At 66.5% G+C, this 14,942-nt stretch carries 17 protein-coding genes and 2 pseudogenes; 16 read left to right on the top strand and 3 right to left on the bottom strand.

The genetic code is table 11. The features are described from left to right. The 7 genes and pseudogenes from ACZ402_RS20105 to ACZ402_RS20075 form a co-directional block, all read left to right on the top strand. Positions 1-821 (top strand): annotated as a pseudogene (locus ACZ402_RS20105) (hypothetical protein); the annotation flags it as partial. Between the two features lie 331 nt (positions 822-1,152). Further along, positions 1,153-1,416, top strand: coding sequence for a CopG family transcriptional regulator (locus ACZ402_RS20100; protein ID WP_377956453.1), 264 nt, complete (start codon positions 1,153-1,155; stop codon positions 1,414-1,416). Between the two features lie 19 nt (positions 1,417-1,435). After that, complete coding sequence (locus ACZ402_RS20095; RefSeq protein WP_377956452.1) at positions 1,436-1,861, top strand: hypothetical protein; 426 nt, start codon at positions 1,436-1,438, stop codon at positions 1,859-1,861. A gap of 77 nt (positions 1,862-1,938) precedes the next feature. Further along, positions 1,939-2,556 carry an AAA family ATPase gene (locus ACZ402_RS20090; protein WP_377956451.1) on the top strand — a complete coding sequence of 206 codons (618 nt, stop codon included), beginning with the start codon at positions 1,939-1,941 and terminating at the stop codon, positions 2,554-2,556. Next, on the top strand, positions 2,553-2,876 hold the full coding sequence (locus tag ACZ402_RS20085; protein WP_465285936.1) for a hypothetical protein: 324 nt from the start codon (positions 2,553-2,555) through the stop codon (positions 2,874-2,876). The genes ACZ402_RS20090 and ACZ402_RS20085 overlap by 4 nt, the downstream gene beginning before the upstream one ends. A 59-nt stretch (positions 2,877-2,935) precedes the next feature. After that, a complete protein-coding gene (locus tag ACZ402_RS20080; protein ID WP_377956449.1) occupies positions 2,936-3,148 on the top strand; it encodes a hypothetical protein in 213 nt (70 codons plus the stop codon). 38 nt (positions 3,149-3,186) lie between these two features. Next, entirely contained in the window at positions 3,187-3,519 is a 333-nt protein-coding gene (locus ACZ402_RS20075) for a hypothetical protein (protein ID WP_088478641.1), read from the top strand. Between the two features lie 88 nt (positions 3,520-3,607). On the opposite strand, the gene ACZ402_RS20070 is transcribed toward ACZ402_RS20075, so the two are convergent. From ACZ402_RS20070 to ACZ402_RS20060, 3 genes are read right to left on the bottom strand one after another with little or no spacing between them, the layout of a single operon-like run. After that, a complete protein-coding gene (locus ACZ402_RS20070) occupies positions 3,608-3,925 on the bottom strand; it encodes a DMT family transporter (protein ID WP_088478642.1) in 318 nt (105 codons plus the stop codon). Continuing rightward, a complete protein-coding gene (locus tag ACZ402_RS20065) occupies positions 3,925-4,284 on the bottom strand; it encodes a DMT family transporter (RefSeq protein WP_046746592.1) in 360 nt (119 codons plus the stop codon). The genes ACZ402_RS20070 and ACZ402_RS20065 overlap by 1 nt, the downstream gene beginning before the upstream one ends. Next, entirely contained in the window at positions 4,281-4,808 is a 528-nt protein-coding gene (locus tag ACZ402_RS20060; RefSeq protein WP_377956448.1) for a TetR/AcrR family transcriptional regulator, read from the bottom strand. Before ACZ402_RS20060 ends, ACZ402_RS20065 begins: the two co-directional genes overlap by 4 nt. Positions 4,809-4,990: 182 nt before the next feature. On the opposite strand from ACZ402_RS20060, the gene ACZ402_RS20055 reads away from it, so the two are divergent. The 9 genes and pseudogenes from ACZ402_RS20055 to ACZ402_RS20015 form a co-directional block, all read left to right on the top strand. Further along, on the top strand, positions 4,991-5,548 hold the full coding sequence (locus ACZ402_RS20055; protein WP_465285932.1) for a recombinase family protein: 558 nt from the start codon (positions 4,991-4,993) through the stop codon (positions 5,546-5,548). Positions 5,549-5,595: 47 nt separating this feature from the next. Beyond that, positions 5,596-5,862 (top strand): hypothetical protein, encoded by a 267-nt coding sequence (locus tag ACZ402_RS20050; protein ID WP_377956446.1) that lies wholly within the window; start codon positions 5,596-5,598, stop codon positions 5,860-5,862. 546 nt (positions 5,863-6,408) lie between these two features. After that, entirely contained in the window at positions 6,409-6,861 is a 453-nt protein-coding gene (gene mobC / locus ACZ402_RS20045; protein WP_377956459.1) for a plasmid mobilization relaxosome protein MobC, read from the top strand. Continuing rightward, complete coding sequence (locus tag ACZ402_RS20040) at positions 6,858-7,910, top strand: relaxase/mobilization nuclease domain-containing protein (RefSeq protein WP_377956458.1); 1,053 nt, start codon at positions 6,858-6,860, stop codon at positions 7,908-7,910. The genes mobC and ACZ402_RS20040 overlap by 4 nt, the downstream gene beginning before the upstream one ends. A gap of 116 nt (positions 7,911-8,026) precedes the next feature. Further along, positions 8,027-9,859: a type IV secretory system conjugative DNA transfer family protein gene (locus ACZ402_RS20035; protein ID WP_465285929.1), complete on the top strand. Its 1,833-nt coding sequence runs from the start codon at positions 8,027-8,029 to the stop codon at positions 9,857-9,859. A 13-nt stretch (positions 9,860-9,872) separates the two neighbouring features. Next, entirely contained in the window at positions 9,873-10,346 is a 474-nt protein-coding gene (locus tag ACZ402_RS20030) for a hypothetical protein (protein WP_377956456.1), read from the top strand. 378 nt (positions 10,347-10,724) lie between these two features. Beyond that, complete coding sequence (locus ACZ402_RS20025) at positions 10,725-12,143, top strand: MFS transporter (RefSeq protein WP_210754710.1); 1,419 nt, start codon at positions 10,725-10,727, stop codon at positions 12,141-12,143. Between the two features lie 86 nt (positions 12,144-12,229). Then, a complete protein-coding gene (locus tag ACZ402_RS20020) occupies positions 12,230-13,069 on the top strand; it encodes an IS5 family transposase (protein ID WP_098456722.1) in 840 nt (279 codons plus the stop codon). A 616-nt stretch (positions 13,070-13,685) separates the two neighbouring features. Continuing rightward, positions 13,686-14,942, top strand: a pseudogene (locus ACZ402_RS20015) (hypothetical protein); the annotation flags it as partial.

Here is a 14,942-nt window from a genome sequence, read left to right as displayed (position 1 = left end):
ACGGAGCACGCTGGACGATCGACCCGCAAGGCGTTCTCCACAGGGAACCGAGTACAGGTCGGTCACAAGCGGACCCGCGCCCCGAAGGGGCCGGGTCCGCCGAACGCACCACGCTTTCCGCGTCCCTCGCCGCGCGAACCTCGGCTGCTGCGCACGACGTGTTCACCCTCTCCCCCGGCATCGGACTGCACGCAGGGAACCTCTACGCGAGAACCACCGAGGATGCTCAGGACGTCGACGAACTAGCCCGCGCCACCGGATCAGACCCCGCCCGCACGCTGCGCACCCTCGACCGGCTCGGCTCGGCCGGCCTGCTCGTGCAGCGCGGCAACCGTTGGGCTCGGCCGAGCCAGGATCGCCGTCGAGCCGCCGCCGCACGCCTCGGCGTCGGCGGCCGGCTACAGCGTCGAGCCGCCGCCTACGCCGTCGAGCGCGAGCTGTGGGCGTGGTGGCAAGCCGAACAGACGTGGATGCAAGCACCACGTCGACCCGGTGCCGGCCGCCGACCCGGCCGAGGCCAGCTCACGCTGCTACCCGAGTTCGGCACGAGCGCCTACGGTGCGCACCCACGTCGAGCCGACGGCCGAGCCGACTACCGCGCAGCTCGCACCGAAGTCGAGCAGGAGCGCGGCGGCCGCGCGATCGCGCCCCGCCGCTCCCCCGCACCCGCTATCGTCGCCGTCGAGCCGCCCAGCGACGCCGAGCGCATCATCATCGACATCCTCGGAGCCCGCCCGATCGCCGTCGAGCCCTACGCCCCTACACAGTCGACCGAGCGCAGCGACGTCGAGGTGCCCGAGCTGGTCGACGCGATCGCTTAGAAGTGCTGCAACTTAGCCCTTTTCGTACTACACTTACGCAGTACGAAATGAAAACGAACGGGAGTGAGCGTGCGGGTACGGGTGCATCCGAGGGTCACCGATCGACACCCTGAGGTCACTGCTGCGGATGTGGTGGAAGCCTTCGAGGGCACGTTGCGCTCCCGAGCGCGTGACACTCACCCGGTGCAGTGGGTCGGTGTGGGAACAGACCCTAGTGGGCGGTTGCTGGAGTACATCGCGGTGGAGGACGAGCCTGATGGTTGGCTGGTATTCCACGCCATGCCAGCGACGAAGAAGGTTCTCATCGAGGTTGGACTGAGGAGGTAGACAGATGGGCAAGTACAGCGACGTGAACGGGGTCCCGTTCAACGACGAAGACATCGAGCGGTGGGCCGCCGAAGCAGAGTCCGAGGCAGGATACGAAGGCAAGCACCTGGGTCCCTCGGTTCCTGGGCGTCCTATCAGCGTGGGTGCGCACGCGCGGCCCTTCACGCTTCGACTTGACGCCGTGCGTAGGGCGAAGCTGGATGAGGCGGCGCAGGAGCGCCATACCACGCCCTCACAGCTGATGCGCGAACTCATCGACGCTCTCTAACGGGAGGCAGGGACGGGCGATGACTGAACATCAGGCGAGTGCGCCATCGCTCCTGGTCATGGCGGGGGCGTTCATCAAGCGGCCTGGCATGTTCCTGGGGCTGCCGATCCGGTTCGACCGCGTGACTGCCTTCATCGCGGGTTACACGCTCGCAATCGATCAGGTGCGCGGGATGCTGTCGCCCGACTACGCGGACCACTTCCACCCGCTCGGTATCGAGGGACAGTTCCAGGAGCAACTACGCGAGCAAGGCAGGCTGAGGTGGAATCGATGGGATCTGACTATCGCGGCAGAGGCGATCGGCTGGAACGATGACGAACCGCCAGTGATCGAAGAGTTCACAGATGAGCAGCATCGGGCGGCGATCGCGCATCTGGAGCCGCTTCTTGATCGTATGTTCAGCCTGCCCGACCCGTTCAGGCTCAGCCAACGAGACGGAGCTTGAATGACGCCGGGGCGCGCCTCCAACACGCAGTAGGTCAGTAGTTCAGTAAACACGTATCTACGCGGTATCCTCCTTGTATGAGAGTCATCACCATCACGAACCTCAAAGGTGGATCAGCCAAGACCACGAGCACGGCTTATCTTGCTCACGCCTACGCTGCGCAAGGGAAGAGTGTGCTCGTCGTCGATGCAGACCCCCAGGGGTCCGCACTCAGATGGAGTGAAGCCGGCAACTGGGACATCCCCACACTGGCGCTCCCAGTGAAGAACCTTCACACGAGGCTCGCGGGGATCATCTCGCCGTCCACGGACGTCGTGCTGATCGACACCCCTCCCCTCGACGAGCAAGCTGGAATCGTCTACTCGGCATTGCGCGCAGCGGACACCATCATCGTCACGATGGCCCCGACCATGTTGGAATTCGAGCGCTTACCCGACGTGTGGGCGGCGATCGAAGAAGTCGAGCCGCTGCGCGATCAACCCGCGCGTATTGCCGTGCTGCTGAACCGCACCATCGCGAACGCGAACTCGACAGGCATGTTCCGTGAACTGATCGAGGAGGGCGGCCACCACGTTCTGACAACGACCATCCCTAGGCGAGAGCCGATCGCGCAGGCATTCGCCGCGCCGGTCACGGACCTTGGAAAGTACGCCGAAGCCGCCGAAGAGATCGAGGGCTTGGAGGTTCGAGCGTGAGCAAAGCAACGGACATTGCGGCCCGAGCTGCGAAGTTGAGCGAGCGCCGTGGCGGCCGGGACATGACGGGCGATACGACCTCACCGACGGTGAACCAGGTCAAGAGCGCTCCACGCGCAAAGCCGGTGAGAGTGACGACTGATCTAGCACCGCAGAGCTACCGCCAGCTCGTCGCGTACTGCGGGGAGCTGGCGGAAACGTTCGGCCGCGCCAAGGTCCCACACGCAGAGGTCATCAGAGCGCTGGTTGCCCAGCTCGAAGCAGACCCCGCCCTACGGCTTGCGATTGCCGACGCCGTACAGGCGCGCATGAGTAAGTAAGTATTTCAGTAATTCCGTATCTAAGTTGGAACGTTACTGAGGTTGGTTCGGAGGCCAGCGTGACAATGAAGATCGCGGCAATCATGGGAGCTGTCGCCCGCGGCCACTCCGGCTACACCGACGCGCTGCGCGATGCCTCCTGGTTCCTTGACGCCGTGGTGGCTGAGAGTCGGCCCGACATGATCGTTTCGCGATCGTCGGCCGAGCTGTGGGCCGTCGTCGACGCCTGGCCCTGGCCCCGACCCGGCAAGCCGAAGGACAACGCTGAGTAGGCCCCCTCAGCGTCCGATGTTCCCGGGACGATGTCTCAGTGGGAACGAACAAGCGCTACCCGCACCTGGCGGCGCAGAGGGGCGAAGAGCGCGAGCTGCGCGAGGCGCGCAAGCGTGGGCCGCTGCGCACCCTCGATCGCGTCCAGCTGCGATTGCATGCGCAGCCCCTCACGATCGTTCCCGAGCAGCTGACGATATGGGGGCATGCGTGGCTCCAGTTCGGGGACACCAACGTGCGGTGCGTCGTCCAGGTGAAGCGCTGGACAGCCGACGCCGTGGGCGTGCAAGTGACGATCGACGGTGAGACGTTGCGGTGCTGGATATGGCAGGGAGCATGCCAGCGCATCTCCGACCCGACCGACGTCTGGTGACCTTGCCGCGAAGGTTCCCCGCAAGTTGCTTTCGGCAGACGGTTTCGCTGTCCATCGCGCTAGACGTGGGGATGTCCGCCTCGCCGGGTTAGTGGACGGCTCCGAGTTCAATGCAGAGAACGCCGCCGACGATGAGGACGATGCCGAGGCCCATCAGCCAGGTGAAGGGCTCTTTGAAGAGGAACTTGCTGAGGATGGCGGTGAGTGCGACGCCGGATGCGGCCCAGATGCCGTAGGCGACGCCGAGTGCCATGCCGCCGGCGAGGGCGAGGCTGAGCATGGTGAATGCGAGGACGTAGCCCACAGCCACGCCGACATACCAGCGCTTCTTGTCGACGGCCATACGCAGGGAGAGCGTGCCGACGACCTCGAAGACGATTGCGCCGATGAGGAACAGCCAGACCATCACGCGACCTCTGCCTTCTTCTTGTGACCGGCCTGTGCGCCGAGTTCGACGCACAGCACTCCGGCGATGACGACGACGATGCCGATGCCCATCAAGAGAGTGAGCGGTTCGCCGAAGATGATGAGGGAGAGAAGCGCCGTGAGCGCGACCCCGGATGCTCCCCAAATGCCGTAGGCGACGCCGAGGGCCATGCCGGTGCGAAGCACGAGGCTGAGGAACACGAACGCGCCGATGTAGCCGGCTGCGACGAGTGCATAGAGGGCGGGTGCGTCGAGCGCACCTTTGAGGGATAGTGAGCCGGTGACCTCGGCGGCGATCGCGCCGATGAGGAACAGCCAGCCTTTGGCTTTGTTGGTCACTGGGGGTCTCCTTCATTCACGAGTTGCAGGGCGATCGCGCGTAGGACGGATCGTTCGTCGTCGCGGACGGTGGGGATGCCGAGCGCGGCGTTGAACCATGCGCCGTCGGCCAGCAGGCGGGCGGCGCGAAGTGATGCGCGGCTCGCCGGGTCAGTGTCGATGTTGCTGCCGAGCCACGGGGTGAGGCGTTCCGCCCACAGAGCAGACAACCGCTCGCGCAGGTTCACGTCCGCGAGCAGGGCGAGATCGCTGGAGTCGAAGTCGCCGTTGAGTGCGTAGTCGACGTACGCGCGCAGCTTGTCGATCGGCTCGGCATCCGTCGAGGCCCGAGTATGCAGATCCGCTTCCCAGCGGTCGATGATGCGGTTCACGACTGCGACAGTGAGAACTTCTTTCGTGCCGAAATGGTGGACCACCCCGGGCTTCGTCAACCCCGCCTCGCGAGCGACTGCATCGAGGGTGAGGGCATCGCCGCGGCGAAGGACTTCAACTGCGTGATCGAGAAGTTCGATTTTGGTTGGCACAGTTCGAATATACCTACCATACGTATGGTACGTCAACTCGATTGCGGGCTCAGCCGTAAACGATCGTTTTCGGCGGCCGCGTCCGCGTCGACGACCAGGTGCGCGACACGCCGAGGATCGATCCGCCGAAACCCCCTGCCGAAACCGAATCGCGCCGGAACATCGGCAGTACCGTTTTCGGCATGGCACACGAAGTCGGCTACGCCCGAGTCTCCAAGCGTGAGCAGAACCCGGACGCGCAGGAGGCCGAGCTGCGCGCGGCCGGCTGCGAACGTGTGTTCGTCGACCACGGCGAGTCCAGCCGCGTCGCAGACCGCCCCCAGTGGCTTGCTTGCCTCGACTACCTCCGGCCGGGGGACACCCTCAAAGTGCGCCGGCTTGACCGCCTCGCCGGCAGTGAGCGCATCCTGATCGAGACGTTGCAGGACCTCGACGCCCGACAGGTGAACATCGTCAGTCTCACAGAGCCGATGATCGACACCACGACACCGATGGGCCGCGCCCTCTACGGCATCGTCGCTGTGTTCGCGCAGCTCCGCGTCGACACGATCCGCGAGAACACGACCCGCGGCCTCGACTACGCCCGCAGCCAGGGCCGCGTCGGCGGCCGCCCGAGCGTGATGACGCCCGAACGGATCGCAACGGCCGAGCGCATGCGCGCCGAGCAGCAGAGCTGGGAAAGCATCGCCCGCGTGCTCGGAGTCGGAGCCTCCAGCGTGCGCCGAGCGCTCAGCCGATAGCGCTATCTGTCACCCCCTGATGGAATGTTCTCTAGGAGGTGGTCGACATGTCGCTGGATGGATTCTCGGGCGCGACGCCGGCCGAGATTTGCCAGCGCTACGCCGCCGGCTTCATCGACCGCGCGCACCTCGTCGACGAGCTGACGAGGTTCCCCTACGTGAAGGGCGGGCAGACGGACGGGTACGACTCGCTGATCGTCGACCCGCCCGGCACCTGGTCCGAAGTCTCGGCAGCGGTGCGCCGAGGGGCAATTGAGGAAGACGTCTACGAGGAAGTGTTCAACCGTCGGAACCACGGTATTGAACACTCCTGAGCAGGCGTCCGTCGCAACGCCGTAGGCGGTCTTGACCGTTCCTCCCCTTCCCCCGATAGATAGCCGCTCTGCACACGAGAGAGCCCCGTCAAGGGTGCGGCATCGCCGCATCACGAAGTGACGCGAAGCGCCCTTGACGGGGCTCTCTCGTGTGTGACCATCACGGTATCGGGGGAAGGGAGCGCAGATCCCACAGGGCTTGTGGCTCAGTTTTTCGTATAGCGCACGGCTGTCATCGTGGCCCTCGGCCGGGCCACGGCGTCGACCTAACGGTCGACCGGCCAGCCACCTCCGGGTGGGTGCGCCCCGCCTCGCTCGCTGACGCTCGCATTGGCGTGGGCGCACCCACCCTCCGGCGGCCGGCCGCCCTGCTCCGCGGTGCCGGTGTCACCACGCTGTGGTGCACCGCGGAGCGATGCAAGGTATGCTTTAGCGTAACGCTACGGCGCTTCGCGACCTCCGCGTTCCGCTAAAGCCCTTGCCCTGCGGGGCTCGACCAACCTCCGGTTGGTCCCTCCTCGCTCGGCGCTCAGAGGAGGACTCGTCATGAATGACTCGTCAGAGAACGGCGCGGAGCACCGTTCTCAGCAGCCGTCGCCGCGCAAGACGACGCTTCCTACCAACTACGTCGCCACCACCGCTGACGACTTGTTCGAGCGCACACGTACGGTCGCCGTGCGTCTCACCGACGAAGAGTGGGAGCGATGGAAGACGGCCGCGAAAGAAGACGGCCGTCAACAGCTCGGACGATGGGTCCGCGAGCTCGTCGCTCGTCGCCTCGACGAGCGACCGGGCCTCGATTACATCGAGAACATCGACGACCTTCGGCTGAACCTCACTCGTGCCGGCTCGAATCTCAACCAGATCGCTCGGGCGCTCAACATCGCGGCGCTTGGTGTGGAAGCGCCTCCTGAGTTGTCTGCGATCGCCGCAGCGATCGCAGACACGAGAGCTGCGGTAAGTGACGTCCGCGACGCTCTCCACGAGGCCGGCAGATGATTGCCAAGATCACCAAGGGTTCTCGGCCTGGCGATATCGCGGCGTACTTGCACGGTCGAGGGAAAGCCAACGAGCACAGATACCGCCTCGACGACGATCGTGAACATGAGGGTGGTCGAGTGATCGGCGGGAACCTTGGCCGCGAGGGAGATACCCAGGGTAAGAGCTGGGCTATGGACATGCGTTCAGCGATCGACACCCGAGAGCGCAAGACCAAGGACCCGGTATGGCACGTGTCTCTTCGTAATGCTCCGGGGGATCGCCACCTGAGCGACGCGGAATGGGCCGAGGCCGGCCAGCTTTTCGCTGAGCGGATGGGGTACGCGGATCATCCCTGGGTGATGGTCCGCCACGGAGACGATCACGTGCACATTGTCGCAAGTCGCGTCGATGAACGCGGGAAGCTGTGGAGTCACAGCAAGGACTTCTACAAGGCTCAGAGCGCGCGCGCGGAGCTGGAGAAGCGCTACGGGCTCACACAGGTGCCCAAGACGAAGAGCTCAGGGAGGAAGCGCATGCCCCAGCGCGAAGTCAACGAGCAGCAACGCAGGCGCGAGGCAGCGCTGGCCGCCGACCGAGGCCAACCTACGAGCGCAGCAGATCGCCGGATCGAGCGCGAGCAACGACGTACCGAGCAGGAAATGCTCGTGATGGAGCAGCTGCAACGCCCGCAGACGCCAGAGGAACAACGGGTAGCCGATGAGCGGAAGACGCGCGAGGTTCAGCAGCGCACCGAGGGCGAACGGCACGCCCAGCGCATGCAGGGCGAAGCGATGAGCGAACGGTCGCCCGAGGAGCGTGCCGCAGACGAACGAGCACGAGATCGCCACAGCTCGACAGCGGAGCCTAAGTCTCGGCGGGAGCAAACCGAGGAGTTGTTCGCTGGGCAGCGCGAGGGAAAGGACGCCAGCCAGGAGCAGCGCGAAAACCAGACGCAACACGTCACCGGGAACGCGGAGCCTAAGTCTCGGCGGGAACAGACCGAGGAGTTCATGACTAAGCAGCGTGAGGAACGCGACCGAGAGCGCGAGGGAGGGATCGAACGATGAGCACATGGGGTCCGCAGGCAACCGGCGGTGTCGCACCGCCGCTAAGAGTCCGAAAAGGGGGCGGATGGATGTGGATGCTCCCGATTCTGTGGGCACTCACTATCCCTCTCTGGCTCGTGGGATTGATCGTCGCGGCATCTCCGCCCGTGGATATCGAATGCCCTTCGATCGACCCGTCAACTGGTGTTGTCCCGGACTGCCCCGCCAGGGGCGAGGCGATCGCATCACAGCTCGCGACCTACGGCACCGTGCTCCTGGTCACCGTTGCAGCTACCTGCCTCGTGGCGCTCCTTATCGGTCTCTCACAGGGACGCCGAGGGGTCGGCATCATGTACGGTCGGACGGCTCTGATCGTCATGACTGTGCTCATCGCCGTTCCCCAGCTCATCGCATACCTGGCGGGCTACGGGCTCGGCCGTATCCGACCGGCTCGGCCGAAAGCGACCAGCAGCAGCGGAACCGATGTCGAGTCCTACAAGACCGAAGCGCACTGGCTAATGGAGCGCCCGGACACGGTTGCAGCAATCACTGAAATAGTCGAGTCGAAGACAGGCCATCGCCCTGGAGCGGTTCTCGGCTGGTCTCTCGACGGCACCGATTCGATTCTCACGGCGACACCGCGAGGCGGCGTCCTGGTGCTTGGACCTCCCGGCTCGGGCAAGACGAGTGCGGTGCTCATCCCCACGGTCATGATCGCCCCCGGCGCATGTGTCTCATCCTCGATCAAGTCCGACGTGATGAATGCGACGTGGCGAGTTCGTGCTCAGCGCGGCCGCGTCTGGCATTTCGACCCAGGCGGCGATGAGGTAACCCCGGAGGGCGTCGAACGCGTTCGCTGGTCTCCGCTCGCGTCTGTTCGTACCTGGGATGACGCTCTACAAGTCGGGAAATCGATGGGCGACGCACAACGAACCAAAGGGCGTGAAGATCACTTCATCGGTAGAGCAATCGACTGGGTGCAGACCCTTCTCTATGCGGCTCATCTCGACGGCAAATCCATCGCTACCGTGGCGCGGTGGGCGGCCTCAGCTCTCGATGACGACACATCGGCCCAGGTTCTCGGCATCCTTGCGGACGCCGCTGATGACGGCGACGAGGGAGCTGATATCGCCTGGCAGAAGCTCAAAGGGCTCATTGCGACCCCAGATAAGGAGCGCGGGTCGATCGTCTCAACGATGGCGCGCATGCTGGGCGTCTACGACTCGCTGGCAGCACGCCGCATCGGGGAGAACCCTAACTTCGACCCACGCGAGTTCGTCCGCTCCGCAGACACGCTCTACATCACCGCCCGCCCGGACAAGCAAGACCTCTACGCACCGTTGCTGGCCGCGCTCCTCGAGCAGATCCGCTTCGAGACCTACGACCGGACGAAGAGGGAGCAAGCTGGCCTCGAGCGATCGCATCCGCACGTCACGTTCGCGCTCGACGAGGCGAACACGACCGCTCCCATCCCCCTGCCGGACATCATCTCAGAGGCTGGCGGCCAGGGCCTCCACCTCGCCGTCGGCATCCAGGCACTTGGTCCGGCGATCGCGCGGTGGGGAGACGCGGCGAAGTCGTTCTTGACGCTCTTCCCGACGAAGGTCATCTTCCGAGGCGTGTTCGACCAGGACACCGTGAGTGCCCTGAGCGACGCAGCCGGAGAATACGACCGCCACATGACCAGCTACTCCGTCTCGACCTCCTACGTTGGCCCGTACCTTATGCCGCTCGAAACAGTGAACCCGAGCTATCAAACCCAGCGCCAGAAGGTGCTGACTCCCGGAGACATCACTGCAATCCCCGCAGGCCGAGCGCTCATCTGGGACGGCCCAGCATGGGGAATCGCCGGCATCGGGATGCACTGGAACGCAGGAGTTTGGCAGACCGTCGCAACTCAGGCGCAGCACGCCGCCGCCACGCTCCAGCTCCGCCAGTTGAATCAGCCCCCCCACGGAGCTGTGACGTAGGAAGGAACAGAAAATGAAGAACGAACTCAAAGCGCTTGCTTGGATGATCCCCGTCGGGGTTCTTGCCTTCGTGGTCGTCGCGCTCCTCGACGCTCGGCTCCAACCTCCTGCGGAGCATCCCACGAGTGTGGCGACTGCCTGTTCACCGTTCGATATCGCCTGCAATGCGCAGGAGGCCCTCGACGAGCAACACGGGGCAGGCCAGAGCGCCGTGGAAGAGCCGGTGTGCAGAGCAGGCGGCGGCAATGCCTACGTCTGCGCTCTCCCCACCGAACAAGGTCCGATCTATGTCACCGCACCAAGTACATGCAGCGCCGCGCCGCCCTCGCTCGATGTTGTCGCCCAGACCCGCGCCCTCATCGAGTGCACAGGGGATGCACGAGCAGCCGTGACAGCGGCGGCCGCGACCTACAGACCCATCACGTGGGACGAGAGCGGGCTTGGCGGCCGCGCTGTCTGGGACCTTCAGGAGCAACGCAACTCATAGTGGGTTTCCTTGCCCCGATGCTCGACAAGTGTGGCGTGTTGGCCGGTGCAGTCAAGGGCGCTGCGCGTCGCTACGCGATGCGGCTACGCCGACACCCTTGACTGCACCGGCCAACACGCGGAGCGCCATCTATCGGGGGTAAGAGCTCGCGCGGATAGGAGGGACAGGTCCGGGGGCGAATATTCCCCGCTGCTAGCATCTGTACCATGTCAGGCGCTTCGAGCTCGGCCGCTTGCGCGGCAGTGACCAGGACGTCCCGCTAGCGGCGGGACGTCCGGCACACAGCAACACCTCACCTGGAACGTCCAGCCGCTTCGTGATCAGACCGGAGCGGCCCTTCGTGCTGCTCGGAAACTCTTCAGAGCGACGGAGCAATTGATGCTTTCAGGCACTTCCACCACTTCATGCGGGATCGGTCCCGCCCCTGTGCGCGCATGGCTCGTGCTGTGCGCGATGTCGATGCTGCAGTTCTTCATCGCGGTCGACGTGACCGTGGTCAACATCGCGCTGCCCTCGATCGGCGCGGACCTCGGCGTCGGGGGACACTCCCTGACCTGGGTCGTGGTCGGCTACACCATCACCGGCGGAGGGCTGCTGATGCTCGGCGGTCGGCTCGGTGACCTTCTCGGCCGCCGCCGCACCCTCCTGGTCGGCACGAGCGTCTTCGGCGCGGCCTCCCTGCTGGCTGGCCTGGCCCCGTCCTTTCCGGTCCTGGTCGCGGCCCGCCTGCTCCAGGGCGCGGGCGAGGCTGTCGCGCTGCCCGCGGCGATGGCGACCATCGTGCTGCTCTTCCCCGAGGGGCCGCGCCGCTCACGGGCCCTGAGCGTGTGGGCGGCCGTGGCCAGCTGCGGCCTGGTTCTCGGGTTCGCCCTGTCAGGGATCATCACCGCCCACCTGGGCTGGCGCTGGGTCTTCCTGGTCTCGGTGCCCTTCATCCTGGTCGTGATCGTGGCCGCGCTGCTCCTGGTACCGGCCGACCGGCCCGCGTCCGGGGGACGGTGCCGCTTGGACCTTCCCGGTTCGCTCCTGCTGACCGCGTGCCCGCTGCTGTTCGTCTACGCCGCGGTCGAGGCGGGCGAGCCTGCCACCGGCCTGTGGGTCAGCGGGGTCGCGCTGGTGTGCGCGGTGCTGGCTGCTGCCGGGTTCGTGCGGGTCGAGTCGAGGTCGCCGAACCCGCTGGTCCCGCTGACCTTCTTCGCCGATCGGGCCCGGCTGCGGGCGAACCTGACGACGATGCTGCTCAGCGGTGCGTTGTCGACCTCGTTCCTGCTGTTCACGTTCTACCTGCAGGACAGGCTCGGTATCGGGCCTCTGGGGGCAGGCCTGACGATGCTGCCCCTGGCCGTGGCGCTGATCGTGGCCTCGGTGCTCGTGCCTCGGCTGCTGGGACACTGGGGCGCACGCGCCTGCGTGCTGGTCGGCCTGGCAGCGGCTGCCGGCGCGATGGGCGTGGTCGCGCTCGTGGCCGTCCTGGATGGTGGAGCGGTGTGGCTGCTCCCGGCGATGCTACTGATCGCAGCGGGCATGGGCTTCGGGCTCGTGGGTCTGCAGTACATCGCAGTCAGCGGCACCACCGAGGAGGACGCCGGGATCGCCTCCGGCGTCCAGCGAGCATCTGACCAGCTCGGCGGAGCAGCCGGGGTGGCCGTCTACGTCGGCCTCGGGTTCGCACCGGCCCTGCACTCCGGGGACCCGTTCGTGGTCGCTGCGGTGCTCGCCGTTATCGGGCTGGTCGTCGGTGCCGTGGTCATCTCCCGCTCGCCGTCCACCGCGGCGGGGCAGCCGCAGGTCGGGTAGCAGGACCGGGGCCGCCGCACCGCGCCCGGACGGGTACGGCGCGGCGGCCCCGCCCTTCTTCTCGACGACGACGATCACAAGACCACGTGCCCGTCCTGCCCGGCTTCATCGCCGACCCTCTGTGGGAACAGTTCCGAGCCCTGCTGCCCGAACGCAACATCAACCACCCTTTGGGGTGTCACCGCCCGCGCATCCCAGACCGGGTCGTCTTTGACAAGCTTCTGGCCCGCCTCGTCCTGGGAGGTACCTACCAGCAGCACGCCGATGAGACCTGCTCGGCGACCACGATGCGAGCCCGCCGGGACGAGTGGATCCGTGCCGGCGTGTTCGAGCGGCTCCACCACCTGGCGCTGGAAGCCTACGACCAGGCTGTCGGCCTCGACCTGGACAACCTCGTGGTCGACGGATGCATCGTCAAGGCACCGTGCGGAGGAGAGAACACCGGCCGCAGCCCTGTCGACCGCGGCAAATTGGGTCTCAAGAGATCGGTGCTCGTGGACGGCGGCGGGATACCGATCGGATGGGTGCTGGCCGGGGCCAACAGGAACGACTCTCCGCTCCTGCGTCCGACGCTAGAGACCCTCGCCGTGGTCGGATTCAGGCTTCCTGAGGTCATCACGGTTCACCTGGATGCGGGCTATGACTCGGCTCGGACCCGGGATCTTCTCTCCGAGCTGGGCTGCACCCCGAACATCACTCCCAAGGGGGTATTCCTGCCTATCAACCACACTCGTCGATGGGTCGTCGAGCGGACCAACTCATGGCACAATAGAGGGTTCTCGGCGCTGGCGAGGGTGACCGACCGGCAAGGGTGCGTGCAGAACGCCTGGGTGGCGCTGGCCAGCGCGATCATCATCATCCGCCGCCTGGTCCGGCAGTCCTGGAAGCGCTACCGGTGGGACTCTCGTCCTGCCCGGTGCCCCTGATCCATACGCCGTCCTATCCGCGCGAGCTCTAAGGAGAAGAGAGGGCAACAGGGCAGCGTGTCGCCCCCGGATAGTGGTGTATGTATCACTAACATGGGGGCATGTCAGTCCAGCGACTCCCCCGAGGCACACGAGTGCAGCCCGTTCGGGCGAGCTGGCTGATCGAAGAAAAGCGGAAGAAGCGCTTCGAGCAGCTCGCCGAGCGCGCCGGCGTCTCCGCAGCCGTCTTCCTCGAACGTGTCATCGACCACCTAGAGGAAGAACTCACAGACCGCGGTCTACCCAACTGGTGGCCTGCCCCTGAACCGAGAGATGGAGAACTGCCTATCGACACGGCATAAACGTGCTAGCCCCCGCCCTTGGCGGGGCGGGGGCTAAAAGCTTCGCGCCTGATCTGTCCGAGTTTGGCGACTTGCAGACCTAGGCGATTCGAGTGGAAGAACCGGCTGGCGAGGCCGGGGCTTCGTCCTACCCAAGTGAGGGAGGTGACCCCATCATAGCAACGAGCACACCGAACCCAGCCGAGAGTGCGCGCGGCGTTTCGTCGTGGGCGCTCACGCGCGCGCTGAGCCCGCGCCCGAGCGTGCGCGTCGCTGCTGTCGACGACCGCGGCGACGTGCTGAACCTCTACACCGGCCACGCCCGCGTCGACCGGACGGAGCCCGCCCGGCCGTGGGCGGTCTACCTCGCCGGCACCGATGCCCGGTTCCGGCTGCTGGCGTTCGACCTCGACGCGAAGGCCGAGGGAGCGAACACCGCGGCCGAGCGAGACGCCGCAACGATCGCCGGCCTCCTGGCGGATGCCGGCATCGAGCACGTCGTCTGCCAGTCCGGCCCGTCCGGCGGCCGCCACGTATGGGCGGCCCTGGCCGAGAGCGTCGACGCCGAGACGATCGCCACCCTGGCGCGCCTGACGCGCCACCTGTGCCCCTCGCTCGACCTCTCGCAGCTCACGAACCCCGTTACGGGCTGTGTGCGGCCCCCAGGAACACCGCACCGTGCCGGCGGTGCCTCCACGGTGCTCACCGGCACGCTGGACGCGCTCACGAACCCCACGACGACCGCCGCCCAGGTGCGTCAGCTCGTCGAGCGCCTGGCGCAGCTCGTCGACGTCGACGAGCCCGCCGAAGCCGCCGACCCGCACACGCCGCTGCCGCTCGACGAGCACGGCCACCTGTACCTGCCCGGCCGCCGCCGCGAGCTGCCGGCATCGAGCGCGGCCGCGCTGCACGAGGACGCCGCCAGCGGCGATGCCTCCGCCGTGCTCTGGCGCGTCCTGATCGGCGCAGCGGCCGCCAGGTGGCGGCACGCCGACGTCGCAGCTCTCGTCGAGACCTCGCCCGGCCTCGAACACGTGCGCAGCTCGCGCGATCGCTTAGGACGCCGCACACGGCCCATCAGCGGCCCCAACAGCGCCGCCGCGGTGCTGCGCCGCCAGTGGCGCAAGGCCGTCCGCTACGTCGCCACCAGCGATCGTCAGATCGGGGACGATCCCACGTTCGACGCCCGCGCCGACGCGATCGCCGCGCACGTGCGCGACGTGCAGACCCGCGCCGACGCCAGCGTAGGCCGCTGGACGCACGGAGGCGGCCCAGCCGACCGGCGCGTGCTCGACGTTCTCTGCCTCCTCGCCCTACAAGCCCTCAGCGGCCCTGTGGAGGCCGATACCCGCCGCCTGGCCCTACTAGCCGGGGTCGGCCGAGAAACCGCGCGTACGGGCCTGTTGCGGCTCGCCGCTGACGGGTGGATCGCCCAAGCCGGCGCGGCCGATGGCCCGCACGGAGCACGCTGGACGATCGACCCGCAAGGCGTTCTCCACAGGGAACCGAGTACAGGTCGGTCACAAGCGGACCCGCGCCCCGAAGGGGCCGGG

It is taken from the genome of Cellulosimicrobium sp. NPDC030954 (genome assembly GCF_055571305.1).
Note: the sequence above shows the minus strand (reverse complement) of the source record. Positions and strands in the feature narration are given on the sequence as shown.

Excerpts from the sequence above, each read along its gene's own strand:
- ACZ402_RS20100 (WP_377956453.1), top strand. The coding sequence starts at position 1,153 with ATGGGCAAGTACAGCGACGTGAACGGGGTCCCGTTCAACGACGAAGAC.
- ACZ402_RS20095 (WP_377956452.1), top strand. The coding sequence starts at position 1,436 with ATGACTGAACATCAGGCGAGTGCGCCATCGCTCCTGGTCATGGCGGGG.
- ACZ402_RS20090 (WP_377956451.1), top strand. The coding sequence starts at position 1,939 with ATGAGAGTCATCACCATCACGAACCTCAAAGGTGGATCAGCCAAGACC.
- ACZ402_RS20070 (WP_088478642.1), bottom strand. The coding sequence starts at position 3,925 with ATGGTCTGGCTGTTCCTCATCGGCGCAATCGTCTTCGAGGTCGTCGGC.
- ACZ402_RS20055 (WP_465285932.1), top strand. The coding sequence starts at position 4,991 with ATGGCACACGAAGTCGGCTACGCCCGAGTCTCCAAGCGTGAGCAGAAC.
- ACZ402_RS20050 (WP_377956446.1), top strand. The coding sequence starts at position 5,596 with ATGTCGCTGGATGGATTCTCGGGCGCGACGCCGGCCGAGATTTGCCAG.
- mobC (WP_377956459.1), top strand. The coding sequence starts at position 6,409 with ATGAATGACTCGTCAGAGAACGGCGCGGAGCACCGTTCTCAGCAGCCG.
- ACZ402_RS20040 (WP_377956458.1), top strand. The coding sequence starts at position 6,858 with ATGATTGCCAAGATCACCAAGGGTTCTCGGCCTGGCGATATCGCGGCG.
- ACZ402_RS20030 (WP_377956456.1), top strand. The coding sequence starts at position 9,873 with ATGAAGAACGAACTCAAAGCGCTTGCTTGGATGATCCCCGTCGGGGTT.
- ACZ402_RS20025 (WP_210754710.1), top strand. The coding sequence starts at position 10,725 with ATGCTTTCAGGCACTTCCACCACTTCATGCGGGATCGGTCCCGCCCCT.